30 protein-coding genes and 2 pseudogenes are annotated in these 26,795 nt (G+C 49.7%); 19 read left to right on the top strand and 13 right to left on the bottom strand.

Annotation, left to right across the window (positions count from 1 at the left end; all coding sequences use genetic code 11):
- Nucleotides 1-17: 17 nt before the first annotated feature.
- From AEQ67_RS11775 to AEQ67_RS11755, 5 genes are all read left to right on the top strand, one after another.
- Complete coding sequence (locus AEQ67_RS11775; protein WP_236710309.1) at nt 18-1,850, top strand: integrase; 1,833 nt, start codon at nt 18-20, stop codon at nt 1,848-1,850.
- Complete coding sequence (locus AEQ67_RS11770; protein WP_059404025.1) at nt 1,847-3,772, top strand: hypothetical protein; 1,926 nt, start codon at nt 1,847-1,849, stop codon at nt 3,770-3,772. Before AEQ67_RS11775 ends, AEQ67_RS11770 begins: the two co-directional genes overlap by 4 nt.
- A complete protein-coding gene (locus tag AEQ67_RS11765) occupies nt 3,769-4,161 on the top strand; it encodes a hypothetical protein (protein WP_063854432.1) in 393 nt (130 codons plus the stop codon). The genes AEQ67_RS11770 and AEQ67_RS11765 overlap by 4 nt, the downstream gene beginning before the upstream one ends.
- Before the next feature lie 517 nt (nt 4,162-4,678).
- Nucleotides 4,679-4,948 (top strand): hypothetical protein, encoded by a 270-nt coding sequence (locus AEQ67_RS11760; protein WP_059404024.1) that lies wholly within the window; start codon nt 4,679-4,681, stop codon nt 4,946-4,948.
- 37 nt (nt 4,949-4,985) lie between these two features.
- Nucleotides 4,986-5,546 (top strand): hypothetical protein, encoded by a 561-nt coding sequence (locus AEQ67_RS11755; protein WP_059404023.1) that lies wholly within the window; start codon nt 4,986-4,988, stop codon nt 5,544-5,546.
- Nucleotides 5,547-6,028: 482 nt separating this feature from the next.
- On the opposite strand, the pseudogene AEQ67_RS36155 reads toward AEQ67_RS11755, so the two are convergent.
- The 6 genes and pseudogenes from AEQ67_RS36155 to AEQ67_RS11720 all read right to left on the bottom strand — a co-directional run bounded on the left by AEQ67_RS36155 (nt 6,029) and on the right by AEQ67_RS11720 (nt 9,075).
- Nucleotides 6,029-6,237 (bottom strand): annotated as a pseudogene (locus AEQ67_RS36155) (hypothetical protein).
- A gap of 177 nt (nt 6,238-6,414) precedes the next feature.
- A complete protein-coding gene (locus tag AEQ67_RS11740) occupies nt 6,415-7,146 on the bottom strand; it encodes a hypothetical protein (protein ID WP_059404021.1) in 732 nt (243 codons plus the stop codon).
- A gap of 56 nt (nt 7,147-7,202) precedes the next feature.
- Nucleotides 7,203-7,646, bottom strand: a complete 444-nt coding sequence (locus AEQ67_RS11735) for a hypothetical protein (RefSeq protein WP_059404020.1) — start codon at nt 7,644-7,646, stop codon at nt 7,203-7,205.
- 56 nt (nt 7,647-7,702) lie between these two features.
- The gene (locus tag AEQ67_RS11730) at nt 7,703-8,071 is read right to left on the bottom strand and encodes a histone-like nucleoid-structuring protein, MvaT/MvaU family (protein WP_059404019.1); all 369 of its coding nucleotides are present in this window, start codon (nt 8,069-8,071) and stop codon (nt 7,703-7,705) included.
- A 76-nt stretch (nt 8,072-8,147) separates the two neighbouring features.
- Nucleotides 8,148-8,549, bottom strand: a complete 402-nt coding sequence (locus AEQ67_RS11725) for a hypothetical protein (protein WP_059404018.1) — start codon at nt 8,547-8,549, stop codon at nt 8,148-8,150.
- A complete protein-coding gene (locus tag AEQ67_RS11720; RefSeq protein WP_144419473.1) occupies nt 8,542-9,075 on the bottom strand; it encodes a 3'-5' exoribonuclease in 534 nt (177 codons plus the stop codon). The genes AEQ67_RS11725 and AEQ67_RS11720 overlap by 8 nt, the downstream gene beginning before the upstream one ends.
- A 266-nt stretch (nt 9,076-9,341) precedes the next feature.
- Here AEQ67_RS11720 and AEQ67_RS11715 point away from each other — a divergent pair, with 266 nt between their 5' ends.
- The 5 genes from AEQ67_RS11715 to AEQ67_RS11705 all read left to right on the top strand — a co-directional run bounded on the left by AEQ67_RS11715 (nt 9,342) and on the right by AEQ67_RS11705 (nt 12,566).
- A complete protein-coding gene (locus tag AEQ67_RS11715; protein ID WP_059404017.1) occupies nt 9,342-9,614 on the top strand; it encodes a hypothetical protein in 273 nt (90 codons plus the stop codon).
- A gap of 237 nt (nt 9,615-9,851) precedes the next feature.
- A complete protein-coding gene (locus AEQ67_RS36485) occupies nt 9,852-9,986 on the top strand; it encodes a hypothetical protein (RefSeq protein ID WP_258347475.1) in 135 nt (44 codons plus the stop codon).
- An 83-nt stretch (nt 9,987-10,069) separates the two neighbouring features.
- Entirely contained in the window at nt 10,070-10,618 is a 549-nt protein-coding gene (locus AEQ67_RS11710; protein ID WP_047739251.1) for a GntR family transcriptional regulator, read from the top strand.
- A 139-nt stretch (nt 10,619-10,757) separates the two neighbouring features.
- Entirely contained in the window at nt 10,758-11,351 is a 594-nt protein-coding gene (locus AEQ67_RS36150; protein ID WP_236710307.1) for a hypothetical protein, read from the top strand.
- Nucleotides 11,352-11,756: 405 nt separating this feature from the next.
- A complete protein-coding gene (locus tag AEQ67_RS11705) occupies nt 11,757-12,566 on the top strand; it encodes a DUF5677 domain-containing protein (RefSeq protein WP_059404015.1) in 810 nt (269 codons plus the stop codon).
- Between the two features lie 3 nt (nt 12,567-12,569).
- Here the strand turns inward: AEQ67_RS11705 and AEQ67_RS11700 are convergent, their stop codons facing one another.
- Nucleotides 12,570-13,334, bottom strand: a complete 765-nt coding sequence (locus AEQ67_RS11700; RefSeq protein WP_059404014.1) for a hypothetical protein — start codon at nt 13,332-13,334, stop codon at nt 12,570-12,572.
- A gap of 71 nt (nt 13,335-13,405) precedes the next feature.
- On the opposite strand from AEQ67_RS11700, the pseudogene AEQ67_RS36680 reads away from it, so the two are divergent.
- Nucleotides 13,406-13,555: pseudogene (locus AEQ67_RS36680) on the top strand (DUF7693 family protein); the annotation flags it as partial.
- On the opposite strand, the gene AEQ67_RS35850 reads toward AEQ67_RS36680, so the two are convergent.
- Nucleotides 13,552-13,707 carry a hypothetical protein gene (locus AEQ67_RS35850; RefSeq protein ID WP_160310732.1) on the bottom strand — a complete coding sequence of 52 codons (156 nt, stop codon included), beginning with the start codon at nt 13,705-13,707 and terminating at the stop codon, nt 13,552-13,554. The pseudogene AEQ67_RS36680 and the gene AEQ67_RS35850 overlap by 4 nt on opposite strands.
- Here AEQ67_RS35850 and AEQ67_RS11695 point away from each other — a divergent pair.
- Complete coding sequence (locus AEQ67_RS11695) at nt 13,706-14,416, top strand: hypothetical protein (RefSeq protein WP_047739256.1); 711 nt, start codon at nt 13,706-13,708, stop codon at nt 14,414-14,416. The two genes, AEQ67_RS35850 and AEQ67_RS11695, sit on opposite strands and share 2 nt — an antisense overlap.
- Before the next feature lie 711 nt (nt 14,417-15,127).
- Complete coding sequence (locus AEQ67_RS36145; protein ID WP_059404013.1) at nt 15,128-15,607, top strand: hypothetical protein; 480 nt, start codon at nt 15,128-15,130, stop codon at nt 15,605-15,607.
- Nucleotides 15,608-15,805: 198 nt separating this feature from the next.
- Here the strand turns inward: AEQ67_RS36145 and AEQ67_RS11685 are convergent, their stop codons facing one another.
- From AEQ67_RS11685 to AEQ67_RS11670, 4 genes are all read right to left on the bottom strand, one after another.
- Entirely contained in the window at nt 15,806-16,357 is a 552-nt protein-coding gene (locus AEQ67_RS11685; RefSeq protein ID WP_059404012.1) for a toll/interleukin-1 receptor domain-containing protein, read from the bottom strand.
- Nucleotides 16,358-16,380: 23 nt separating this feature from the next.
- Entirely contained in the window at nt 16,381-17,844 is a 1,464-nt protein-coding gene (locus tag AEQ67_RS11680; protein ID WP_047739258.1) for an SIR2 family protein, read from the bottom strand.
- A 61-nt stretch (nt 17,845-17,905) separates the two neighbouring features.
- On the bottom strand, nt 17,906-18,409 hold the full coding sequence (locus AEQ67_RS11675) for a TIR domain-containing protein (RefSeq protein WP_047739259.1): 504 nt from the start codon (nt 18,407-18,409) through the stop codon (nt 17,906-17,908).
- Nucleotides 18,410-18,439: 30 nt separating this feature from the next.
- Complete coding sequence (locus AEQ67_RS11670) at nt 18,440-19,606, bottom strand: restriction endonuclease (protein WP_059404051.1); 1,167 nt, start codon at nt 19,604-19,606, stop codon at nt 18,440-18,442.
- A 266-nt stretch (nt 19,607-19,872) separates the two neighbouring features.
- On the opposite strand from AEQ67_RS11670, the gene AEQ67_RS11665 reads away from it, so the two are divergent.
- Genes AEQ67_RS11665 through AEQ67_RS35955 form a run of 3 tightly spaced genes read left to right on the top strand, consistent with a single transcriptional unit; the run spans nt 19,873 to nt 21,786 of the window.
- The gene (locus AEQ67_RS11665) at nt 19,873-20,493 is read left to right on the top strand and encodes a hypothetical protein (RefSeq protein ID WP_047739260.1); all 621 of its coding nucleotides are present in this window, start codon (nt 19,873-19,875) and stop codon (nt 20,491-20,493) included.
- Complete coding sequence (locus AEQ67_RS11660) at nt 20,486-21,604, top strand: XRE family transcriptional regulator (protein ID WP_059404011.1); 1,119 nt, start codon at nt 20,486-20,488, stop codon at nt 21,602-21,604. Before AEQ67_RS11665 ends, AEQ67_RS11660 begins: the two co-directional genes overlap by 8 nt.
- A 29-nt stretch (nt 21,605-21,633) precedes the next feature.
- Nucleotides 21,634-21,786: a hypothetical protein gene (locus AEQ67_RS35955; RefSeq protein ID WP_177333642.1), complete on the top strand. Its 153-nt coding sequence runs from the start codon at nt 21,634-21,636 to the stop codon at nt 21,784-21,786.
- A gap of 288 nt (nt 21,787-22,074) precedes the next feature.
- Here the strand turns inward: AEQ67_RS35955 and AEQ67_RS11655 are convergent, their stop codons facing one another.
- The gene (locus AEQ67_RS11655; RefSeq protein ID WP_059404010.1) at nt 22,075-23,205 is read right to left on the bottom strand and encodes a PIN domain-containing protein; all 1,131 of its coding nucleotides are present in this window, start codon (nt 23,203-23,205) and stop codon (nt 22,075-22,077) included.
- A 421-nt stretch (nt 23,206-23,626) separates the two neighbouring features.
- On the opposite strand from AEQ67_RS11655, the gene AEQ67_RS11650 reads away from it, so the two are divergent.
- From AEQ67_RS11650 to AEQ67_RS33715, 3 genes are all read left to right on the top strand, one after another.
- Nucleotides 23,627-24,112 (top strand): hypothetical protein, encoded by a 486-nt coding sequence (locus AEQ67_RS11650; RefSeq protein ID WP_059404009.1) that lies wholly within the window; start codon nt 23,627-23,629, stop codon nt 24,110-24,112.
- Between the two features lie 189 nt (nt 24,113-24,301).
- Nucleotides 24,302-24,994, top strand: coding sequence for an ImmA/IrrE family metallo-endopeptidase (locus tag AEQ67_RS11645; protein WP_059404008.1), 693 nt, complete (start codon nt 24,302-24,304; stop codon nt 24,992-24,994).
- A gap of 644 nt (nt 24,995-25,638) precedes the next feature.
- Nucleotides 25,639-26,577 carry a Shedu anti-phage system protein SduA domain-containing protein gene (locus AEQ67_RS33715; RefSeq protein WP_082377818.1) on the top strand — a complete coding sequence of 313 codons (939 nt, stop codon included), beginning with the start codon at nt 25,639-25,641 and terminating at the stop codon, nt 26,575-26,577.
- The last annotated feature ends 218 nt before the right edge of the window (nt 26,578-26,795 follow it).

Genomic DNA, 26,795 nt, shown 5'->3' with positions numbered 1-26,795 from the left:
ACATTATTAATACGTCCATGATCGAAATTCACAGAATCATCGACACATCAGGGATTCAAAACGTTGCCTTCTTAGCAGTTGACGAAGAGATTTTCCATGTGGGATCACACTGCTTTACACAGAGACATCGGATCAGCGGAAGTTCACTTTATAGCTGTGACTCGAACGACTTTTGCCTTGATAAAGCTAAAGCGCTTGATGGATGGGCCAGAGCCATAATTGACGAAGTCAAAACTGGAGAAATCAGGCCTATGACATTAATGGCCAGATCTCGCCAACTGAACCAACATTTCGAATGGGCATACAGTAATGGTTATCAAAACCTCTTAAAGAGTGATCAATTTTATTACGAATGCTACTCATCATATTCCAATATTGTCTACAACCAGTGGGCATCTGGAAAGTGCGCAGACACAACGGCAGCCGGGAAGCAGGTCTATGCATTCAGCATCATAAAGTCACTTTTTCCCGACACAGAGAGACATTTCAAGCAGGCGCTTCCCAGAGTTTACGTCAACACTAAAGCCCCTCCCAAGAATGAGACAAAAGTTCCCAAGGAGGATGAGTTATCGCATGCCCTGGCGATTTCTTCTGAAATCTTTAGCGGAATAACAAATTCACTGACAAACCTCCGGAGATACCCATTTCAAATTAAATTGTTTGGCAAAATGCATTGGATAGTGCCTCACGAAAATTTCTGCCAACCCAGAAATTTCGCCCCCCTGTGGGGGACAAATGAAGTCTGGGACTATAACACTGGCACGTTGATTCCAAACCAACCAAAGGTTCGTAAAAAGCGATACAGAAAAGGTCTAGAATCGCTCGAGATAGAGAATAGAAACCCTACCGTTTTGACCCAACACAGACACCGACTCGCCAAATGGGCACACGACTGCTTTCTTCTCTTATTCGAGGCAAACACCGCAATTAATGAAAAGCAAATCGCTGACCTTGAGTGGCACACTGGCAAATACGACGTTGTGCCAGCCCAACAAGGATTCAGGACTGTGAAATGGCGGGCAGGAAATAAGCGCCAGAGCTTTACCATAGCTACGCAATTTATCAAGCAATTTGAAGAGTACCTTGACCTGAGAGCACTAATCACCAGCAACTATCCTTCTAAATACCTCTTCCTGCATGTCCCAGTGATGCCAGAAGATCGGGTCAGACCCTTACAGAGGGGCTGCCTGTCAAAGCTGGTGTCTGCGATGCGGTTATTTATCGACAAAGAGTTTCCGAAAATCGGCTACCGTCAACTGCGCCATTACAAGTCCAACTATCTACTCAAAGAATACGGGCTTGTTGTGACAAGTCAACTTCTACAAAGCCGAATTGGCACTATCGCCAAGGCATACTCATCAGCTGAAGATGACGTAGCCACCAAAGAAATCAGCGCGTTCTACAATCTGCTATCGAAGGCCATCAAGGCTGCAACTCGAAAGCGTCAACAAAGCATCCCTTCTGGCCACTGCGTTAAACCCGGCCATGCCATACCTGTCGCGGAGATTGATTCGGAGATTAGCCAACCTGCTTGCAACAACTTTATAACATGTCTTTTTTGCAATAACTTCGTCGTGCACGCTACGGACAATGATCTTAAGAAGCTTTTGAGCCTAAAATATTTTTTGAACGAGATCCGCCAGCAATCCACTACGGCTGAAGAATTCAACAAATTAAATGGCCCCACTGCTGCACGAATTGAATCAATCTTGACAAGCATTAGTAACATATCTCCAGAGCTGGACGATAGAGTCTCGACCATCCAGGCCTCAGTATTCGACCATGAAGATCTCTCTGAATACTGGGCAGCTTTACTTAATCAATTAGTCCATTTCGGAGCCATTCAATGAAACTCTCTTCCACCGTACCACTCCAGCACGACCTCGATGCATACATGGGTATCCCCGCTTGCCTGATCACACCAGCAACCGTGATTAGCAGGGACATACATGGAAATATTCTGAGCATTGTCGGGGATATCGAATGGCAGACGCCGACACTAAGAAGCCACCAGAACCGAAAGGCTTACATCAGCTACCGCAAGTTCAGGCAAACTACCGAACTTGAGATTAAAAATCTGGAGCATGCGCAAAAGATTGTAGCAGTTTGGATCAATCGACCCTCCTCCAGAACCGGCTCCTATCCTAGTATCGATACGGTACGCTCATTCTTAACTGATCTTCGCATGCTCTGCAATCACGCCACGAAAAAAGGCATCACGCTATCTGAACTGCTAGAACATCCTATCCACTTCGAGTCATTTCTTTCCAAAGTAAAATCCTACACTACTCTTAGAACTCTTCAGATGATCATCAACAAGGTGATTTCCGAGGATATATTCTCCGTATCTACAACTGTAACCAAAATACTCGACCGTGCAATTCGCGATTCAGAGGACGAGTCCGAGCAATATCCCGTTATTCCTGGGCGTATTTTGTTCGAGAAGATCTCCCACTACACCTCTTTGCTTCAAGAGTATCAAGCCAACGAGTCGAACCTCGCTGAACTGAACCGCCGCGTAGGATTAAACCGGTTCTACGGTCGGTTCAAACGAAAGTCTGGAGACCCGAACAAACCTAACGTTCAATTTAAGGTAGCAATGGAAGAATGTGGCCTATCTGAAATTCGTGACAAGTATGAAATGAGGCAGCTTTCAAATGTAAGCAATTTCATCAGCAGGTGTAACTATGCCGCCAAGATGCTGATTCATGTATTCACCGCAATGCGAGAGCGCGAAGCCTACTTATTAAAAGAGGGGTGCATAAAAAAAATCGGGCCTAATACTTATACCGTGTCGGGGCTGACAATCAAGCTAACAAAAGAGCCGCGTCCTGCCAAATGGATTACGTCCAAGTCAATTCTACTCCCTTATCAATGCGCTCTAAGCATAACTCGACTTATAAAAACATACATGCCAGCTTGTATTAACACCGAAAACCGGCTGTTCCTTTCAGTATCATATCTCCCGGTAGCCAATGAATATGAAAAAAAACAAAAAGACACTGAGCTATATCAAGGAGCTCTAAACCCCAACCGTATGGAGGAGACCTTCCCCAAGGTAATAATTACAGATAGTGATTACGAGGAACTCGTAATGCTCGACCCACTCAGAAATTGGGCTGCCAACCCAGATTTCCAAGTAGGACAGAACTGGAACCTGACGACCCATCAGTTCAGGCGATCAATGGCCGTATATGCAGCACAGAGCGGCTTGGTATCGCTGCCTTCGTTGAAGCGGATGCTTCATCACACCCTCCTGCAGATGTCCATCTATTACACAAAAGGCTTCACTACTGCCAAGTTCCTTTTCTCCGAGCAAAATCCTGACTTGGCCGAATTCTTCCAAGCCCAGACGGTTAATGCCGAAGCTAGCCTTTTCCTTAAAGACGTTATAATGGAAAAATCTAGATTATACGGTGCTGCTGGCACCTGGTATGAACGCAACGTCAAAAAAGAATATACCACTAACATCGTTACAAACTTCCAAGAAACCCTAACCAAGGTTAAAAAAGGACTCCTTTCTTATAAAGAGACGATCCTGGGGGGGTGCTTTAAGATCGGGGAGTGCAAAGAGCGAGCGCACCATAACTACGTTACCTGCGTAGATTGTAATAGCGCCTGCATTAAAGAAAAAAAGCTCGACCAAACCATTCTTATTCAAGCAAAAATCATCGAGAGCACCGCTGAGGGCACATTTGCCCACAACACTGAGCAAACAAAACTCAACATGCTCCTGTTCTTCAAAAATAAAATCTCAAAGGTTGCGGCATGATTTCCGACATCATTAAGCATTACGAAGCAGCTCTTCAGCGGTTGATCGACAATGTGCCTGATAGGGTTTCACCGGGCACAAAAATCAGCAATGATTCTGTTGCCTTGGAGGCGGGGCGCAAGAAAGGCTCAATCAAAAAGAAACGGGATTGTTTCGATGAACTTATTCCGAAGATCAAAGCTGCTGCAGCCGAGCAGAAAAAAGAAAACAGTGCCAAGCCCAACAAGGGTGCAGAAAAGCTATTTAAAGATCTCTACCACGAGAGCTTAGCCAGGGAGCTGATGCTTATCTCGCAGATTGATGAGTTGGATAAAGACCTCTCGGCATTAAGTAACGTTACCAACATTGCCACTCATAAGGAAAAAAACCGGAAGGCTGCCAAGAAATGAGCGACCGGAACAAGACTCTCAATTTTGCGTAGCGGGATTAACGGAGTCACTGGAGAGGTTGCCGGCCTGGCTCTCCAGAGACACTTTCAACAAATTGGAGAATTACACCAATAAGTGATGATTGGCGAGGATGACAGAGGTCTCTGGGCGTGTATTCGGGCGCGCACCAGATGCCTGTAGCGAGTTGATCAAACGGGACTGGAGCAAGGTGTTTGAGTAATGCTGACGGCATGCAAAATTCAGTCAGAGAACTTATTCATGCAGACCGCCATTTGGCACGCCCTACGGGCCAGCTGTCGTGAATCAAGCCAGCCATTTTCAATGGCTATCTTGCCCCTCCGGGCTTCCATCTTCGTGCCTGCGCGCTCCGCTTGCCTGAAGTGACAGTCCAATAACACATCAGTCCCAGCTGCCGCATTTGGGCAAACTTGTATCTCTTCAAAAAAATCGCACAAGGCTCAAGGTTTTTCGAAACCAACCGTTTGTGATGGGTAAGTACCCTTTTTGAGCCACGGCTTTGACCCTCTCTACACATGACTTCGCACAGCGCCTGAGCGGTGCCTTTTCGTTCCCCTGCACGATTCTCGGCAACCGCCAGCGGCGCACATGGGAGCGGCTGATCAGCTACATCGAATCGTCAACCTGCACAGCCGAATTCGACAAGGCGGCAGCCTATGCCGAGGTCTGTGCACATGCATTGGCCGATAGCGGCCAGATCGATATCTCCACGGATCGAGATCTTCTGATCATTGCAACGATGGATGCATGGCGTTGCGCCCGTACTTAACCGAATACTCGACCAACCTGAGCTACCCAGGAAAACCATGACTTCCTTTTTTAAACGCTACGCCGACGGCGGAATATCAAACAGGCGCATCTATATGCCGCAGCGTCTTCTGCCCACGACCGTCAGTCATTGTCCCCTCGAGGTCTTAGTGGGCCACTGGGAAAAGTATCTCGTAGACCCCTCGTCCGCTCGTGAGCATTTTCCATGGGCAGCGCGATTCGTTATGGGCATGCCCGTTCCAAACTGGGCGCGCGGACTGGAGTGGAACCTCGGTCAGAAGTCTCGTTTCATCTCTGCAGTATGGTCAGGCGGGGATCTGGGGAGCTACCTGACGAATGACTGGTACGAGCCAGTAATCGGTAACAGGGCATTGGCCGAAAACAGTGAAATTTTGATTGATGGCCAGCAACGCCTTCATAGCCTGGAGGAGTATCTCCTCGACCGGCAGGCTGTTCCTGATGCACAAGGGCAGTCAAGAATTTGGTCTGAGCTCGGCAACGGCGAAAGGAAACGCTTTCTGTCGATGATCTTTACTCATGTGAGGGTGTCTTCTGATGACGAGATGGCATTGCGCAGGACATACGATCTTGTCCAATAGCCGGGCGCCCCCCTCCGGGGGCGGCTGTCGTAAACCGAGCCCCGCTACGCAGTGTCTCGGCCCTTCGGGCTTCCATCCTTACGCTCTTCGACCATCATGGTCTGCGCGCTCCGCTTGCCGAGCAATCCGACTCCCCTTCTTGCTTGGACATTGGCTATCGCTCCCACATACTGCTGAGCATCCGATCAAAGATGAGGCCGGGCAAATGGGTTGGCTCTTTTGGAAAGACAAGCGCCCCGCGTGGGTTCAGGCAGAAGAACGGGAATTCATTAAAGCTGCGAACCGCCTAAAGACGCTTCAGGTAACGCCTCGCGGTGGCATGCGCATTGACCCCGAGGAGCTCAGGGATCAGATCCTTGCGGCGCGAGAGTTATACAAAGACCTGGTTCAAAAATAACGGTAGTGAGCAGGCAACCTGCTTGCAGCCACAGCCCATTCGCACGGGTTCAGAAATTTAAAAATGATGCTCAATGGAGGTCTATTCACTGACGCCATGGCCCCCAGTTCGGTGGGTTCTCAATGATATCGATTGAGGTGCTGAGCTATCCTGCATGCGTTCAAAGACTCCATCTAGGGTCGGGTAGGCTTTCGACTCCCTGAGTGTGCTCACCAACTGCAGAAGCTCTCTGCCCTGCGCCAAAGGCATTTGAATGTCGCAATAGACAGTGTCTTCATCGTCCGTCGTGCCCATCTGATTTCTCCACTCAATCTAGTCGGCTGTGCGCTCCGCTACTGCGATAGTTGTGCGTGCCCTAACGGGAAAAGGCTCTCGTAATCCCTGGCTCCGGTGAAGCACGCCCGTTGATGCCGAATGCCAGCTGCCGGACGATGACGCAACGCCCTTAACCTGAGCCGTGACTCGGCAAGCTCAGTGACATATACCCTGCCAATCTTCCGCGAGGACAAGAAACTTTTTCATATCATCTCGCATCATGTACTGCCAAATAAGCGCTTCATCCTCAACATTCTCATCAATCTCTGGCTTACCCACCAGATTGATCAGATCTACCATTTTTCCGAGTAGCTGTGTTCGATCAGCGCGCTCACCGTGGTCTTTAATCCTAGCCACGCAATCAGTTAAATCCATCCAAACTCGAGCATGATCAACACCGAGTGAAACGGCCAACTGCAATGAGTTTGAAAATTTTGGATATCCCCACTTGGCGATGAAGGCTAAAGATAGGAACTGTCTCAAATCGGGCTTGCCATTTAGCAGAGTCTTGGACTGTGCGACTTCTTCGACATCTAACGCATGAAATTTACCGAGTGGCTCTGCGTGAGCCATCACTCGGTCGTGAAGGAAGGTTTCAACTAAAGATGACACCAACGTGCTGAGTATTGCCTGAGTTTTTTTCTCGGCTCTTCGTCTCGGTATTAACTCAATAATTAGGTAAAAGAAATACGCTGATATTACCCCCGTCAGCAAATCGCCCGCGATATCTTCGAAGGCATCAGACTGAAGCGCCGTAATCAGTCGGGGCCATTCATTCATGCCAGCCGGCACATCGAGTTTTATCTTCACGATTAGCAGTAGGCCGAACGCAATCCAAGCACCGCAAAACAGCCAGAGTTCCCTGCGATCCTTCAAGATACTAAACATCCATATCTCCGCGATAACTGGCCACGTATAGCCCAGGCAGACATGCGAGCGTCAGCTTACTTTGGTAAGCCAGCGCCAGCTGCCTCATTTCTGTTGATGTGTTCTAGCACGCGTTCTAGGAATCGGCGCTCTTCACCATAGAAGAATGCGGAGGGTTCATGAACTGCCAAGTGCTTAATGTCCTCCTCCCACTCGCCGTACCAAGCGTCTGGTGTGTCGGCATAGATACTAGATCGGTCAGGGAATTGATCTCCGGTGATGTCGACGATCAGTCCATCGACTTCAAGCCAAGCATGTGAAGCGCCGTCCTTCATCCCGCAAACATAGAAGAATTCGCCAAGTCCTACGGTGTTCAAATAGTCGCCCATGAGCTCAGAAATGATTCCGCAGCATCCGCGTGGGAAACCTTGAATGTGCATGGGGACATCGTCGGTCTGTACGACCATCTCGACTGCCAACCTAAAGCTCGTTGCCAACTCAAGCGCTGCTGAACGAAGCATTTCCTATCCCCATAAAGAAGGGCCCCGCAGAGCCCTCCATTTGTACCCAACAGATTTTACTGGGCCAGCCAGCTCTCGACCGTATCGGAGCCATGTTCGGCTTTCCATTCCTTCAGCACTTTGTGATTGCCACCCTTGGTCTCAATCACTTCACCTGAGTGAGGGTTCTTGTAAACCTTGACGGCGCGAGCCTTGCGGACACCCTTGATCTCAGCGACTGCGGGAGCGCGGCGGCTAGAAGATTGCGGATCGAGAATCGCGACGATGTTGCGCAGGCTGTAGCCATACTCGCCCAGAAGATCGCGGAGCTTCTTCTCGAACTCGATCTCACGCTTCAGGCCATCATCGTTTTTCAGTGTTTCAAGCTCTGCCAATTGGGCAGCAAGCTGCTGTTCAAGCGCGCGGAATTCAGCGAGACGGGACATGTAAGACCTCAGGTAGTTAGTGACAGCAGTATAGTCAGCGCCATCAAAGGTGGACAATCGAAGGTGCGCCCGATGCTTAACGCTGACGCGCTCGTCTTGCAATCTTGTGGGCAGCCAAGTGCTGCATTTCAACCTGCCATTGAGCCAGGAATTTTTCCCAATCACGGGCGTATGGGGCATCGATCAGGCGCGTCGAGCCGATGCTCGCTTGTAGAAAACGCTCACGCCACGGCTGTGGAATCCTGGCCTCGTCAACAATGTTGATACCGGAACTGTGGCGCTCAATAAGGACTGCTTTGCGGACAGCATCAATATCGAGGTGTGGATTACTATGGTGTAAGTCGACGCGCTCTTGGTCTTCAATGTCATCAAGCACATTTAAAATAGCGGCTGCTTGTGGATCGCCCGGCACCAGGTGCGAAAGTGTCCAGAGCGCTTTGCGCCTGACAGACTCACGCGTACGAAGATCATCAGCCACGTTCAGTGCCTCGATGGGAAACGGCAGTCAGCCGACGATAAAGGTCGGCTAAGAGGCGAGCATCCAGCAGCGCGTGATGGGGAAGTTCCGGGAGCGTCACGTTGTCGATATCATCCGCTTCGAGGTGCCTAAATAGCACGATCAGGTTGGTTGGCCGATTGGCAACGTTAGCTGGCCAACGGTGATTTACGTAAGCCAGTTGGCAGAAAAAATCCCAATCCCATTCAGGAGCGTCCGAGCAAATCTCTAACGGGACTTCTAGGTGGCTCAGGAAAGCGAGCAATGAGGTTTGGGCTTCGACCAAGGTTTGCCCGTGCGCAGCCAGGTTGAGCTGAGGCAGGACGTTCTGGATCACGAAGTCGCTGCAGTCTCCGACTAGGTAGGTGTCTGTGAGTTCGACGTAGTATTCATGGCCGGCTTCGGACACGAGTGCCAGGGAAATCAGCTTCGTATCTCGGTTCAGCTGTGTGAACTCACAGTCCAAAAATAGCTTCATCCCCTCCTCCCCTGTGAGTACCTGGTTCATGCCTGCGGTGTACCTTTGGTAAAACGATCAAAGCCGACTGGTTTCTCTTATGATTTTAACCGATTGTCCTGACGAGCCTATGCCTGCACTCACAGCAAGGGAGGTTTGCCAAGTGCTGCGCGATGCCATCTTGGGAGGCGCATGATGGTTACCCTGGTGGACGAGAGGCATTGATCGCATGGATTCGCGATCAACTCTATGCCGACGAAAGCGATGTCACAGATCCAAGGCGTACTTGATGGCCGAATCATCGCATCGATGTATAGATGCCCAAGATCTTCTTTTATTTTGGGAAACCCGCCCAAAAAGGCCCATTTTCTACGGCCTATGATTACCTCTCACATGACGAGGTACTGAAGATGTTTGATTTTCTGAAAAAAAGACGCGAGACCGAACAGCAGCGCAAAATCAAACGAGTCATGGATGCTCAGGAAGCGTTTTTGGCTCTGTATGAGACGTCCACGCCGATCACTCTGCAGGAGGAACTCAACGCCATTGCTAAAAGTTTTGAGCAAGGACGGCGCGATGATCGAGAGTGATTTGGAGTGACATAGTAATACCAGTTTTGGCATTCACGGGTCGCTCAAGGGGGTAATGAGGAGTAAATTAGGGGTAATTCGTATACCTCTCATTGCCCCCTGAAAAGCTCTAAATAATCTTTTAACCACATGATATACAACGTATTTTCTGTAACTCGAAACTATAGGCCTCTCTAGAAGCGACCCTGCGCCTTGAAGTACAAAGGAGTCAACGTAGAGTAAGCAGGGTTAGCAACCATGTTGGAATTAGCTAAAGAGATTGTAAGTAGCGGGCCTTCGGGAGTTATCGCCTTGCTGGCATTCGCAGCATTCGGCGTAGCTTGGAAAGCTCTATCAGTGCTGGAATCAGTGAAAAAGAAGGACAAGGAATGAGGCCCTGGTCGAAAGTGCCGGCATGGTGGTCTGATGAAATTGCGCTCCTTCGAGGAGGGGCTCATGCAGGTCGGTCTCAGGCGATGCTTCGTGTCGTCTTCGCGCTGGCGACAATGACCCCTACGGCGAAGACATACACAGTCGTCTCCTCTGTCAGCGAGCTGATGGAGCGCACAGGATTAAGCCGGCCAATGGTTCGCCAGGCCTTGGTTGACGTGGAAGCGCGGGGGTGGATTCGACACAAGCCTGGTGGAGGCAAGCTCAAGTCCGAGTACACGCTGGCATGCCCACATTTCGAGGCAGAAAAGGACGGCTACTACTACAAAATCCCAAACAAAGAGGTTGTTAAGAACCTTCCGAAGATCTCTCGCCGAGGGGAGAAGGCGCTTGCGGCGCTTAAGATCTACGCCGTGCTACTGATCGTCCGACCGAATCAAGCGAGGATCTCGAGCATCAATGTCGAGAACTTGAGAAATAGGGCTGCTGTGCAGTGGACTTCTCTAAGAGACGGCTTATCGATCCTCGCTACGCACGGCATGATCGTTGTCGATAAAGCCCCTGGTGATGATGGTGAGTACGTGAAAAACCAATACGTGATCAAGGGGGACATTGTCAGAGAAGTCCCGGCATGATCCATGGCAGCGCTAGGTGAGGTAGTATTGTCGCCGGATGACGTGTGGAGACGCGAGATGAAGGCCCCCAGAACGATATGCCAAGCTGATCTACAATTTGACCACATAGCAATCGGGCTATGTGGTCAAAGGAGGCGAAATGAGTTCTTTCGACGCTACTTGCAGCTGTCATCTAGACTTCCTGATAAACCAGTTTTGCATAGCTTGCGATGGTAGCAAGGTACGCAACAAAGATCGCGAAGCTACTATTCTCCGTAATCGAGACAGAAAGCTTCCAACACAAATTGAGTATTTGGAATTTGATGGCGGTCACTGCAAGCAGAAATATAAGTCTTTAACCGAGGATTGGCAGTGCCCGTGTTGCAACCGGACTAGATTCCAGTTGCTTCGCTGGACTATGAGGTTTCCTAAAAGCCCATCACGGTTTGAAGGTTGGGTTGTTGGCCTTCATACACATCATGATCATGCCAGTGATGCCTATGGAGGGATGTATACCTTTCAAGGAGCTGCAGCCGCAAGATTCGCCCCGGTAATAATTTGCGAACAGTGTAATTCCGCAGATTCCTCTGCAAAGAAAAAGCTACGACTGCCTGAAAACTTTACCTTTACCCCGATTGAGATTAAAAGCTTTATTTATCCCACTGCACACGGTTGGCACATTATAAATTACACGATAGCACAGGATGTGTATAACAAATTCGTAGCGTCGAGGGCTTTACCAAAATTCTTTTGAGTCAATTTGGATGGAGTTTAATTTATTTTCAAAAAAAGGCTCAATTGAATGGCCAGCTTGGTGATGACGACACTAAATAAAGGACAACTATGAGAAAACATAATGTCCAAAGTCTTCACCTTTATCATCGATCTTCTCAACATCATTCTTCTGGCCGTCAACATCACTGTAGGCATCGTTCCACCTACCGTACCTACAACTCAACCAATCCCGATCATCCTGATCACCTACCACCACTGTTAATACGACCCCACCCCCGGCTCAACTGGGTGGCTAGGTTCCGACATTGCGCTTGATCCGCAGGAAGAAGGGAGCATCTGCCTAGTAATGCTTGAATACAGGCCACGCCTTCCTCAGCTTTTGCTAACCTAGCTGATTATGAAATCACCAGGCAGGGAGATCGATTTGAGCACCGAAGCGACAGGGGATACCGGATTTAGCATCTATGGATTTTTGACTCGCGACATACAGGAAACGATTGATCATGTTACTGGAGAAAATCCAGAGTGGTTTTCTCTGCTCAGGGATATCAACCAGCTCCTGCAGAAAATAGTTATTTCAGGATTTGAAAGGCATCATGGCAATACCATGGATGTGAAGGTGCTCACAATGTTCTCTGCCCTGAGGTCACTGAGCAATTTTCAGTCAGCTATTATGAACCTTGAAAGAGGCATGGTAGTAGAAGCAAGGATCATGGCTAGGTGTCTTTATGAAAACTCATTTTGTATCGGCGCCTTGGTAGACAATCCTGATACATTTATCCCATTACTAAAACACGACAACGTAGCTGCAAAGCGGGGTCAGGCTGTAGCATTGAAAGAAGGCAGCTACTCTTTAACTGCCGACGTTGAAGCAGCGATGGATGAGCGGATATCTGGAGACAAGGGGAAGCACTTGAAGTGGAAATATATTGCCGAATTGTCTTCACTCTCTAGTAATTACCTTATGTACAAGCATCTTTCTGACGATGCCATGCACTATTCAGCCTCTTCGCTAAAACGCTATATAGTCTCCGACAAAGAAAGTAATACCTGGAGTGGTTATAGGTTTGGGCCAGCTACAAAAGATGAGGTGATTCGTGCAGCTAATTTTTGTGTGTCACCTACCCTGGCAATCATGATTGGCTTTCTCGAGGCAACAGACGACACATCATATGATAGAGAGGTAAACCTGGTGCTGGACAGATTTACCTCTATCACCTCAAAGGGCTTGTGAGATTTAATCCTGCTTATCTGATTCGAATGCTGTGATAAATATTCTTTTCCCGTCAGGTGTTCTCATGACGATGCCGCCATTTCGTAGTACCTTGGCATCGTCAATTTTCTCTAGCAACTCTTCTCTTTTGTCTTTGTTAGTTTTATATATTGTGCCAACCGACTTTCGATATATGGCATCATACATATCATTCATTAGCTCTACATGTTCACCAAGAATGACTTTTAGATCTACTTCGGTATGTTGCAGGGTTGTATTGTTGTAGTAATCACAGCGCATACCTGAAAGGGTAAATCTAACTGGAACAAAGCTTTCAGTGTTTCCGGCCTCGCGATTAGCATAATCGACACTATGCGCGCCAAGTTTATTCCTGACTTCACGTACCTGAAGGTTTGCCACTTTGCTCTCAATGTCACGAAGGTTCATGACGTTTGCAATCCGGTGTAGGTTGAGAAGGGCTTGTTGCTGGATGTACGTGGCGTTCAATACGCCATACAAGCGGATGTATTTTTCCCCGAAGTCGTCATACTTCGTGGGGCCATCAAGGCCATACTTGCAAAAATGCTCAATGCCTAAAAGGCTGTCGTTGATAATGTCCATCGATGAGCAAATGAAGCCCCAGTCTTCAGGCTTTGTAAGCTTGAGCGCAGATTGAATAAAGACCTCGAAGTCGCCGTGATCAGGCGTGTGTCGCATCGCTTTTTCGTTGATCAGTTCGCGGTATGCTTCGTTGTAGTGATGTAGCGCTTTGAAGAGCTGTTCGATCATCAAATTGGACTCCCTCTGGGCTGTTCAGACTACATCAATGCATCGAGGACACCAATGTAGCTATCAGGTAGAGCATTATGATCTTCAACGACTGTGATGAGCTCGACTACTGCGAAGCGTGTGTGAGCCCGGATGAACGCCGCTGGTCATTCAACTCCGGAGATCGGTTTGGCACAAATCCCATTGCGCTGCTATCTGTGTGGGAGCACCAAACGCTTTAGAACCTGCTGAATGCGCTCTGAAACCCATATCCAATGGTGAACGCCTTGCTGGGTTGGCTGTAGTGAACCAAGCCATGTCTGACCCGAGAAGCCTCAACATCCACGCCTTCGGCTTCGCCGGCCTGGCTCACATGAACAGAGAGGGAATTCATGACCTGTATCCTGGTTGCTCATCTAGGTGATGAGGTCATCATCGCGGCTGACAAGCGTGTCACCCAAATCACCCAAGACGGCGTGAAAATCCCTCACGGTGACAACGAGGAAAAGATTGTTAGGACTAAAGTTGGCGTCATCACTGGTGCAGGCTCAGTGGCGATGCTAGACCCCGTCAAATCGTATGTTAGAGACCACGGTTTCAATAGCCCTGATGATGTCTTGGACTTGATCCTGCATACCCGCGACTCGTTCTCAGAGTTCCATGCCGAAAGCCCTCGCCTTCATGCAGATCTAGCCGAGACCTCGTGGATGTTCACATATCCGACTGTGGTAAATGATCAGGCGATTACTCGGTTCGTCTACTTCCACCAGCATCACAGCGCCGAATCCTTATGCGGGCTAACCGAGGGAAGAGTGATGTGCTTCCCTGGCGGTTTTTCCTTGGAGCAGGCGCAAGAGTTGCAAGCCGAGCTACAGAGTGTGGTGACTGCAGCACTCGATTCTTATCCTATTGATCAGGTGAGACAGCTGGTAGCCTCGTACATGCTTACGTTGATTAGTCAAGTTTCCGCCATCAGCGAAACAGTCTCGAGCACCTGTGACATCGCTCTTGTAAAAGGTAACGAGGTGATGATTGCGATGTCCTTCAGGGCCGGCGATCAGGCGCTTACGTTCGCTCCGATGGCCCTCACAGTGCTTGATTAAACTAAAAGGTGACGCTCCTTGCAGGTCTGCGTCGTGAACCAAGCTACTCGCAGTCTGACGCGTTCCGCCCAAGGGCTGCCTGCTCAGCTTGCCCCTGCGGAGGGTTACCAAGCTCCAAGCCAGCAACAATGTAACCTCCACCCTCAACAGCCTGACGTCGAGTCAGGAGCAAAGATTCACTCCAGCGGCATCTGATACTACAGCGGCTTATGAACGAGTGCGCCTCATGCCAGAGGTAGCGTCGTAGGCTGCCTTGCAGTAATGCCTATGCGCCACTATTGTGGTTTCCACATGACCTCTAAAGAGGCTTGCCTTCGGCACTCAGCGCCCAGGTATTAGCCGCATGCAGAGGTTGTTGCCACTTCGGAGCCAAAGGCTTCGCACCTAATGTACCTGAGGTAAATCCAGCTGTGCATGGCTGGAATGCCCCTTTTAAGAGACAGACATTTGACGTCCTCGAACGGTAGAGATGAGTTCAAGCGTGAGGTGATTCGCACCCTCCAAGAACGAGCCGGAAACAGATGCTCCGCGCCTGACTGCAGAAAGTTAACAACTGGCCCCAATTTCAACCCTGAAAAGGCAACTCGGATCGGCGTCGGCGCTCACATTACAGCCGCTGCTTATGGCGGCCCCCGGTTTGATGAGTCAATGACACCGGACGAGCGAAGCTCAATAAGAAATGGTATTTGGCTGTGTCAAAATTGTGCCCGGATGATTGATGTAGACCCCAAGCGGTATTCAGTACATCGGTTGCTCAGTTGGAAGCATGACGCAGAGCAGGAAGCCAACGATGAAGTTGAAGGCCGACCAAGGCAATTGCCAGCCGATGATGAAGAGCAGGAGGATGGCTGGATTTGCCCATTTTGTAAGTCATTCGTCGGGCTGGAAAACCATGTCTGTCTTGGCTGTAGGGCGGAAGTAATTCGCGGCTCTACTGCGAAAGAGAGAGATAACGCCATGAAGGTGGGCTTGTTAGTCGGCGCGTTGATCGCCTTTGGAGTTTTTGGGCTGATGCCTCAATGGTTGAATTCAACATTTGGATGGCAGGTGCCTGCGACCTTCGGTCTGGGGCTGGTCGCATTGGGTATAGGTGGAGGTCTCGCATTACTCAGCGGCTTGGGATGTATTCTCTTCGATGAGCGGCTGCACCGACGCCGTCCGCCACGCTTCTTCCGTCCGACGCTCACCTAATGGACGTGTGCGTAGTTGTGCTTTTTCCGCTCAGCCTCGCGTTGTGAGGCTTTGTGGCTTAGCACGACTCTAGGGGCTCCAATGTCTGAGGTCGCTAGTGCGCAACGTGCGGCTATTTGATTTTGATCTTCTGCGCGTTTCTCGCCAGCACTCATCCAGGCACAATCTACTTGGGCACACCATGCCAACGAGGTTCGGTCAGTACCCCGCTAGCCAGTCTTTCAACGGGACAGCCGTATTTGCTTTTGTATCGAGCACCATCCAAAGCTCTTGCGGATGTCCTTGCAATAAGCCCCACACGACTCTTTGATACAGGCCCAGGTACTCCCAGCTGACCCAGCTATCATCGTATGCAGAATCCGAGGCTGGAAATATTGCAATTTTTGAGAGCCCCTTCGCTCCATCAGCGATGCCTAACTCCCAAGGCACCCACCGGCTCTCCTTGCTGTTTTTAGTAGTAAGGAGCACGAATCTTTTCGTCTGCGCAATACGTTGTTTGAGTAAAGCTGCTGTTTCCTCGGATGTGTAAGGTGGCATTTCGTGGTCGATTTCATCGATGTACACAGAAGCCCCATGATTCTGAAGTACCTGAATCGCGCCAGGTAGAACTTCCTTATCTTTACTGGAGTGCGATAGAAACGTACTCATCGATGCCGTGGCTGCTAAAGATTTGAATACGTGATCGCGAGTAGCTTGAGAGCTGTTAGCGGAGATATTTCTTAGCTCCTCCGTTGTGACATTACGAGCCATACTTCTTTCCTGAAATAATGATATCAACCAACACGGGCGACCCTATCAATGATCTGAAATACTAGATTCACCAAGGATGTCCGGCCTTCTGCGGTAGCTAAAGCATTAGTATCTGCCAGAGCTTTTAGCTCCTTATCGGTAGGTCGCATCGGTGAGCTCCCCTTGTAGGAAAGTGCTGAACCTTGAAGCTGGTTACATATTTTTTCGGCAGCCCCGCCTGTAGCACCAATAGGCAGAACGAAAACGCCAGCGGCCTTTGCAAACTCGAACTCTCGTTCAACTCCCTCTGCAGGTATGGGGAGGCCATTAACTAACTTTGCACCACCAATGAAAATCGCAATACCCGCCTGGCGGGCTAACTCCTGACGAAGGGCAGCCCACTCCTTATCCTTGGGAACTCCTCCCTTAAGTGGCTGAGGAAACGGTCTAGCGATCAGTCGGCGATCTAAATCCCAACCTCCACCGTTGCGCAAAGCAGCAAGAAAGCCAGACAGAGAAGCAGAGCCGACCAATAAGCCAGCACCCGTGACCAGATATCTATTGGTCTCACCTACCTTGCGGCCAACTTCTTCGGCCAAGGCATAAATATTCGCCGGTTCAGTGCCCCCGTGTTCAAGTGGCCAGCTACCGCTTACCCAAATCCTGCGCGCGGCTACCCGCCTTTCGATCTGCCGAAGGAGAGCGGGCACCTCGTCATAGTTATCAATCTCTACTGCAAGCAGACCATAGCGCTTCAGGTCTTTAGTCCAAAGATTATGCTGAGCGAGCCTTGCTGAGAACTCATCCTTAGTTTTGAAATCTGATCTTTTCGGCGCTCTGACGATGGCAAAGTGTTCTGGGGGCGACTCAGTGAAACTTTCTCTGATCAACGAAAGCACATGTCTAACATTTGGGTCAGTGAAACTGATGCCGATGAACAGCATCGACATGCTGGTCAGATGTGCTTGGAATAGCGGGAGGTATTGGCCACGCCGGGATCGGAAAAGCTCGTAGTCATCTGTGGATATCACAATATCGTCGAGACGATCCACCGAACCGTGCATTTTGTAGAGCAATGCCGCGCCAGGGGTGGTTCTTAGAGCAAGATCTTTTGGGGCGGAAATAGAGTTGAGCGGGCGGCTAATGGCCGCAAAGGCGCGCTCCACGAGCCGATCATAGTTAGTCGTCCAAATATGCCTGACAGGCAGTCGGGCGAGGATATCCAAAGTTTCAGGAATAGGCTTGTCTGGGCCAATCTCTTTTCTGATGACATTGCGAACACGAGTAGCACCACCGCTTTCCTGGATGCTCCACTGAGCAAGAGCGGCGAGGTCGTGTACATTTCTTGAATTGATTTCCAGCTCATCGGCGATGTCACTCAGTAGGCCCGACCACGAAGGGTAGCCTGCAGCCATGGAGACACCAGCGCCTATAAATACAGCTCCGAGCCCATCATTCAAAGCGTCAGGATACTCGGTGAGAAAACGATTCATGGCCACTTTGGTCATATCGGGCTCTTATATGTGCAATTGGCAAGCTAAACCACCCATACGGACGAGTAGTGAGGTTTTAAGGTTTGTAATTTTTACGAATAGTAATGGCGTCCTCGATCCAGCTTTCGATATTGGCCTGGATGGAAGCATAAACCTCTTTGCTATCGTTCCCCGCTGGAGTCATCAGCTTCGCATAGCCGGATAGCCTCACCGTGCCATTTTTTAGCGTGACGGCATCGAAGGGGTTAGAGCCAGCGACGGAGGTATTCTGATGGTTATCTAAAAGACGGTTGATCCGAATGGCGACAACGCCTTTTCCTGCGTTCCACCCCTTGATGACCTCCTCCAATACCCAAGGCCGGGTAGCGGTTTCTGAGCCCACGAGGACAACTACACATGATTTTCCGACCAGGCTATCGTCGATCCATTTCCTAATCGCCGCGTCACCCTTTTTTTTGACCTCCTCCCATTCATTGGCGGTATAGAGCTTTTGCCCTTCCAAAGCGCCGATATTGCGTACCTGCTGAGTACGCCAGAAGTCGTTAGCGAAGTGGAAACTGAAGAACACATTTCGAGCCATGGATAATTCCTTCTAGGCTTATGGAAAAGATTAGGCGCTTTCTTCCTCGGCCTGGAAGGCCTCAATGAGCTTCTGGTTGTAATCATCCAGATAACTCTGAAGCCCATCCCGGTCGATCAGCCGCACGCCCGCCGTGCCGGCCAATTCTTTTGCAGACTTTGTGTAATAGGAGTTCGTGACCACCATAGCCTCGTCGCACCCGTAGAACGCTTTAGCAGAGATGGCTTGCTGCACAGCCGCGTTTCCTACAGAGCCAGAGTAGTTCTTAGCCTGGATGACCATGTTTTTACCGAATCGGGTAACGAAAAGGTCGGCGCCTTGATCAGCCGTCTTCTTGGTCTCTTTGACGTCATAGCCAATGGTCTGGAAGATCTCAACCAAGAAGGCTTCAAACTGAAACCCATCCATGGCATCCACCAGGTACATAGTGATGAACTGATTCGGATTAAAATGCTCTAGCTGAGATCCCAGCCGCTCGACGAGAATATCGAAATAAATCTCTTCGCACAGGCTCAGGCCATTCCGAAAAACCGGTAGCGGGAGGAGTGGCACACCAGATGTCGAAGCCGCCTGGGGATTGAATTGAACATTGGGGAAAGCTACGTCATTTTCCCACAGGTAGTAATAGAACAAGGCCAAGTCAGACCTGAAGGTCGTTCCTGCCTCTTCAATCCAAGAACGTAAGGTGTCGGCAAGTTCAGTTCGAATGTGTCGCGTCAACTCTCTGGAGAAGCCCAGGTAGGCAGAGTTGAAGGCGGTGGTCTGTAACAGCTTGTCCAGAAGAGATGGAAGCCCTTCAAGCTCGTCAAAGCCTTTGCGAATCAAGACTTCCCTGAACAATTCCCTCTCGCTGTACACACCATCCAACCGTGGGCCGGGTACGCCTGCGTCATCGCTGCTACCTGCGCGTTCACGGGTGGTGTGAATGAAGTTCGTGAAGTACGGCTGCTTTAGCTCGGAGTATTTTCTCAATACGTTGTTCAGAAGATCGTTGAGCTGGGCTTGCTCTTTCTTCTTCCCGAAAAAGTCTTGAATCAAGCCTTTGGATCTGTATTGAAAATCGGGATAAAAGGAAGGATCCAGTGGCGTAAGGTGGCGCAACGTGATCTCTGATGATGGCGACACCTGGGAGCCCATGCACCATGGGCACGCTGTCTCGAAGGTAGTCCTATTGCATCCATTGCATTGGTAAATCATCGCGCCGATTCCTTTCCTGAGCCATCGCGCGGTCTCGCGCTTAATCTTGCAAGCGAACATAGCTCAGTGCCATCAGCTCGTCCATCGGGACTATCCAGAGTGACCGAGTCGCCCTCAATCAAGTCCTGACTGTACTGATAAACGCGCCCAATCACGGGCAGAGCGATCACAGTAACGCCTACACCCAGCTGGTTGACAATCGATAAAAAATGCACAAAAATGCCGGTTGACACTACTTAGAATTTGCACGCTTTTCGGAGAGTCAAATGCCAGAATTCCAGCATCCAAGCGAGCTTGAGCCAAAGCTCAGCCGAGCCCATCTCGATGTCGTTTTCAACAACCTCTTGGACGCTGCGTATAAGGCACTAGAGGCTACTTCAACAGACGATGACACCAATTGGACGCGAGGGGTGTTTCCTTATGGACGCATCCATGGTCGCTTCATACGCCTCCAACGTGAGGGTGACCTCCCTTGGTTTCGTCTAGTCAACAAAACTTTGGATTACACTGTCAGCGTCGATGGAGTTTTGATGCAGTTCGTGACTGATGACCCTGATCTTCGTAAGAAAGGGCACCGCTTACAAAAAAACCAAGTTGAGCGATATCACGACAGCCTTCTCGGGCCAGCCAACGATGGAAACCTCACCTGGCGGGTATACGTAGACAGTGACCGCAACCCAGATGGGCCGACCCTGACAGTTTCGATCCTGGGTTTCGACACGAACCGGAACGTGATCTGCAAATGGGTTCACAACTACGAGCCTTTGGTCTCGGTTCGCACGACCACGCTGTCGCCGGTCGTAGAGATTGTTGACTCGCTGCCAACCCGTCGCGACAAAGACGTCGCACAGACTGAAATGAAAGATACTGACTCGAAAGATGAATAACACGACAGGCTTCCTGCCTCTGGGTGATGAATTTTCGCCCGACAAGCTCCGCCTCGCTAGGTGTGCGGCGGGGCGATCCCTTGCTGAGATTGGTGAGCTACTTGGCGTTACCAGGCAGTACGCGCACAAACTTGAGGTCAACGCGATACCCTCCCCTAATCAACTGGAGCGGCTTTGCGAAGTCCTTAGTGTTAGGGAAAGCTTTTTCTTTGCCCCCCGAAAAAGTGGCGTCGAGCTAGAGCAATGCCATTTCCGGAGCGTTCGAACTTCGACCCTTACTCTCAAAAAAACCATCGCCGCTCAAGTTGAAATGTTCGAGTTGCTGGTTGATGAGCTGGACAAAGAGGTCGCATTTCCTGTCATGGACTTCGCTGCCCTTGATGAACCTGTCTCCGGTGCAGGGAAGATTGAATTGGTAGCAGAGCGATTTCGCAGGGAACAAGGATTAGGCTTAGGCCCGCTATCAAGTGTGACAAAGCTCGCAGAGAAGATTGGCGTTCTGGTGGTCAACCTCGCAGACGCTGATGACCGAATTGATGCTTTTTCTCTTTTTAACAAGCGTCCTTTAATCGTTCGCAATACATCCAAGGCCAACCCTGGAAGGCAACGGTTTGACTTGGCCCATGAGCTAGGCCATCTAGTCATGCACCAAGGAATCGAGACAGGGTGTCGTGAGACTGAGGAACAAGCCAACCAGTTCGCCAGCGCACTCCTGATGCCACGAGCAAGCTTCGCTGCGGAGTTTCCGACCATGAGAGGGAAGTACCTGAACTGGCCAGCGCTCAAGGAGCTAAAGCTTCGCTGGAAGGTGAGCTTCAAGGCATTAATCTATCGGGCTCGTGCATTGGATCTGCTAACTGCCGATCAAGCGAAGAGTGGCTTTACCTACCTAGCGCGTAAAGGGTTTACAAAAAGCGAAGAGTTTGACGAGTTGATTCCGATGGAGTCCCCCCTCCTCGTTCAGCGCGCAATCGACTTACTGGACTACGCGACGTGGAATCGCGTGCTCGCTGCTGCCGGCTTGAGCACGGAGATGGTGAAGAATCAGTTCATGTTGAACGTACCTATCGCCCCTTTACGGTTAGTGAACAGCGCCCAACGCCAGGCTTAACAAAGCTAACCGTGGAGGCAAGCTTGCCCATGAACAAGCCACTCTTCGACTTTGACCTCAAACGCGTCTCCCGAGAAAACCAGATAACAGGCAAAGCCCCCATCAACTTTCCAAATCCCAGAAGCACCACCGGTGGATGGCATTTCCTTTCCTATTTTGATCGGGAGTCCGGCGTGGCCTGATCCAATAGCGCTGCTGCCGACGAGGGAACATCAAACGCTTGAGCGGATGCTTAGAGCCTCGTGAGTCACAGGATCAGATGCTGGACGCGCCGCAATGTGTCGACAGTCGTGAACCAGGCCGTTCCTAAAGAGTCAGCGTCCTAGCAGTGCTGATGTCCATCCTCACTCCCTAGATACTCCGAGTGTTGGCATTCAACTTCCCCATTTGCTTTTTCTACAGCTTGAATGCGCTGGAGAACCCCTAACGCCGGACTGGCATGGGGGTCTCCAATTCTACTCAGCGGATAATCAGTCGTATTCGTCCTGAAACGGTTCCAACGTACCAAAGTGGATCGTTTTGGGGACGCTCACAACCTCGACATCTTCCACTTCCAAATCACTGATCTCCAGGTTTTCAGACCCATCTCCGAACTCAGCAGCCAAAGTCACCAATATTTTCGAATTAAAGGTTTCCTCAACCTCTACTGTACATGAGTCAATGGGCACATTGTCACCATCTATGGAATCATGAACAGAGAGGGAGAACTCCCCTTCTACATCTACTGTAATTTCAGCATCCAACTCCAAAACTATAAAACCATTTCCGTGCTCAATAAGGCGGAGCTGCGGAGTAGATAGTTCAAATCGATTGAAACGGCCAGAGCATCCTTCAGGCTCCCAATAGAAAGCAGAGTCAGCGTCTTGATTGGGAGTGAAATCATCTAGGACAGAGTCGAGCCTACTCTCCACTTCCTTGATAAAATCTTGAGCGGCATTGGCTTCGATGGCATTCTCTAGCTTGCCAATCAGTCCGTACACGGGATTCGCTTTGTTGTAGGCTGTGAGCACATCAGAAAGGCTCTCACTGCACTCCATATACTTAGAGGCCTCACAGTAGGCTTTCCAATCCCCATCCTGTGAAATCGCCAGTACGCGCTTATTATTGGCAGCAGCCCAATTATCAACAGCAAGCAGCGTTATAGCGTCTGGGAATTCATTTTTTTTCTTTCCACTCTCGGCAAATGGTGCAAGATTTTTGAAATACTTCTCAAGTAGCGCTGAGATTTCTAAATTTTTCCCACACTCAAAATCTGTACCACCAACCGCTTCAATAAAATCTGCAATTCGCATCTCCGCCAGCGCATCAACATCAAGGCTTTCTGCGATCAGTTCTTTTGCTTTCGCCAGCCTGTCCTCCTTCAAGAACAGATGATCGCCAGCATCATTGATCGCTTTTTCTAATGCGCTTCTAGATTCTTTGATTTTTTTCGCCAAGTGAGCCTTCACTTCCCCCCGTATCACGTCGGGAAATATAATCTCAATTGGACTTCTTTTGAACTGGCTAAGTTTGCTCAGCAACCCTTTTTCCAGCCTGAGACCATTGGCATCAAAGATCGATGTGTCGATCAATATCGCATCATATTCAAAATTTTCGTCCATGAAATCCTCAAGACAACGAAATTCAACGAAACACCGTAATGGCACAAAGTGATTAAGATAGTATTTTAGCAACTGGTGCGGAAGCCTTTTTTTGCACCAATCTTCTGACTTGTTACAATTTTGGCCTCCTAGACCTTCAAAGAATGCACAGATCGTCCACAGGGCTGCGATTTCGACTGCGTCCGACAGGTGAAATCAGGCCAGCAGCAGATCCCCCACGCGAAACTCCAAGAACACAGATTTGACCGAAGTAGAGATGTGGAGACCTTTCTTCGACAGCCCGTGCCAGTACCGCAGGTGACTGCACCACTAGCAGCGTCAGCGGCCCAACATCAGACGCTTGAGCACGTTTTGAGAGCGCTTTAGAAGAGCTATTGTCACGCCTCTGAAGTACCCAATCTCATTTTCGGATATTAATTACATGGCCCAGCCGCTCTTCGACCTTGACCTCAAACGTGTCGCGCGCAAGCACTACATAACAGGCAAAGCCGCCATCAATTTCCCCCATCCAGGAAGCACCACGGGTGGGTGGCATTTCCTTTCCTATTTTGATCGGGAATCCGGCGAGACCAAAGTGTCATTGGCAGGCATCCATTATCCTGACACCGCAGCCTACTTTGGTGACCTTGGCATCATCGACGTGACCGATGAGCTAGCAAAGCGTGGATGGTCTGTTGAAGAACGGCGGCTGTACATGGCGGATCACTGCAGAGCTGCTGCGGACATGGTTGTGAGATGGGCACTGAGCGAGTCCAACCTCTGCAGCGTCGAGATTGATGATTGGTTCCCATCTCGTGCGGAAAGACAGCGACTGCTTGAGATTCTAGATACAGCAAGGTCACAGCTTTCCAAGGTTGGCCGATGGCAAAAAGTGGAAGCGTGGCTGCGTACGCAAACCTTGAGCTAGGGTAGCCGGTAGTCTGGATCGCAACAGAACAAGCACCGAGATGGGTTCTGGGCTGGAGTATCCAGCGCACGAGCACCGGCAGCCCACTCATGTCTTTAGCCCGACATCACCTTGGCATTACAGGTCGTTGACAACACTACATATGGTGATTAGTCTGCAAGAGCAGCACATCATATGGTGTAAAAAGCTATGAATCGTGAAAGCATCCAGCAAACAGCCCATCGTCTTCATAAAGAAATTTGGGACAATCAAGAACGCTTATGGCCAAACCGACACCTGACGCCATTTCAGATGCTGGCACCTGAGGTCGCGGCCCATATTTTAGGACTTGATTACCAGCTCCTTCCAGACCTGGGCTCTCCACTGTTCGGGCGAGAGGGAGAGCGCTTCAAGGCTGCTGGTTTAATGAATCGCTCGATTCGACGCATAGCAGTTTCCACCGAATTCCCACTAAATGTGATCCGGTTCACCGGCGCTCATGAGGTCGGTCACTTTGTGCTTCATGAAGATGAGGTGATGCATCGTGATAAGCCTTTGGACGGATCGGCACGAGGACAAAGTCGCCCTCCCAAGGAAAGGGAGGCTGATTACTTTGCGGCGTGTTTTTTGATACCAGCCCGACTTCTACTAGATGCTTTTGCTGCTCAATTTCAGATGAAGGGCCCCTTCCCCTTCACTGATACCACCTGTTACCACCTCAACCCTTCAGATCCATGGTCGCTTTTGAACGCAGAAAGGGATTCGCTTGATCGAGAGATTTCGTTGGCAAGGTGTGCCCGGTTCAACAACCGTAATTTGATTCCACTTTCGGTTCAATTTGGGGTTTCGGATATTGCGATGGCGATACGAATCAAGGAGCTTCAGCTAGTACGCTGGCCCTAGCGTCTGTCCTCCTATGATGATCTAGCTAAGTGCCTATACTCAGTAATGTGTAGGCCACCACGAGTTCCAGGTTGGTGGGTTTGACAACATCAATGGACGTACCAAGCTCTTACTGCATGCGCTGAAAGACACTGTTGAGAGTCGGGTGGGCATTTGAAGATCGCAATGCGCTGTATCGTCATCGCCTGTAATACGCATCGGATTTCCCCCGCTCAACCCAGTCGCTTGCCACCGCGCCTCACAAGGGCATTTCTCGTGAGTGCGCCTGCGGGGAATGGCTGTCGTAAACCGAGCCTTGGCAAAGCCTGCGTCTCGGCCCTTCGGACTTCATGCCGCGCTCCGCCTGCCTTGCATACTGGGCCGCGTAATCACCTGCTTCCGGTTTATATCCGCTTCAGCCTCACACGCTATTGGCTCTAGTAATCAGTCCCACCTCATTTTTGATTCCCATCCCTTGCCACATGCTGGCCTCATCGGAAGTCATCTCCTGAATATATTGGTACAACTCGGCAGCATGCCAATGAGGGGATGGCACTGTTCCCCTTTATAGATGTATGCTCAGTGAGATTTTTAGCTTTAACTCTTGATATTTAATTAGGATTTCTTTTTTGAATTTTTCATACTTGCTTCTAAGGACGTGCTAAATGGAATGGCGACAGGATTCAGCAGCTAATATCAAAAAGAAATTACTATTGAGGGCTGGATATCGATGTTCATTCCCCGGCTGTGCGACCCCTCTCACGAATAACCTTGGCATACCTTCTTTAGAATTTTGCCATATAAGATCGTTGGCACCGGGGAGTGCCAGATATGATGAAAAAGCTAAAGCCGATATCATCTACTCTCAAGACAATATAATTGTCCTGTGTCCGCAGCATCATAGGATTGTAGATTTTGATCCGCAGCTTTATTCTGCTGAAGTTTTAAAAAAATTTCGTTCGGATCATGAGCTTAGTCAGGATACTGGCTTTCCAAAAGACTCTGTAAATACAACCTTGAAACCTACTGGCGGCACCTCAGTTTTTCATCAGGCCCTAGCTATTTGGGAGGCAAGCTCAACGGTCAGTGACGAGGAGTTTTGGCATAAACTTTTTAAGAAAAATCCTCAGCTATTAGCTCAGATAGTCCCAGAATGCCTAGTCCAGATCGCTGATAAAGCCTATGTAGGAGGCAAGGGCTTAGACAACTCCGGGGGTAAAATCATAGATTTCATATATGGAAAGGAGAGCACTAAGAATGTTGTTTTAGTTGAGATAAAAACTCCTGCAACTAGGCTACTCGGCAGAGAATATCGGTCGAACGTCTTTGCTGTTTCCGAGGATGTGGTGGGGTCTACGATTCAAGTTTTAGGGTATCGCAATGAGCTATCTAGAAATTATTACGCGGTAAGACATGCCGGGGTGCACCAGATTGAAGTTTTTGACCCTCAATGCTTTGTGATAGTAGGAAATTTGGCAGCTGAAGGCCTTGATGCTAGTCAGCGCGCCTCATTTGAGTTGTTTCGAGCTAACTCGAGTGTAGTTATCGTCACTTTTGATGAGTTATTTGACAAGATGAAATCTCTGGTTGAGGTGTTTTCTTGACCTGCCTGGGTATTGCAATTGCGCTTTATACCAGCTGCGCCGGAGGTACATGAACTGCGACATTCCTACTCAGATCATCAGCCATCCTCCGCACCTCGATGTGAATCAGCAGTAAGTCGTTTAACGTTGGCTGGCCAGCGGTGATTTACGTAGGCCAACTGGCAGAAGAGATCCCAGTCCCAATCCGGAGCGTCCGAGCAAATCTCGAAAGGGCCTTC

This window comes from Pseudomonas sp. RIT-PI-q (genome assembly GCF_001297125.1).
Taxonomy (GTDB): Bacteria; Pseudomonadota; Gammaproteobacteria; order Pseudomonadales; family Pseudomonadaceae; genus Aquipseudomonas.
This window is presented reverse-complemented; position numbering and strand designations above follow the sequence as displayed.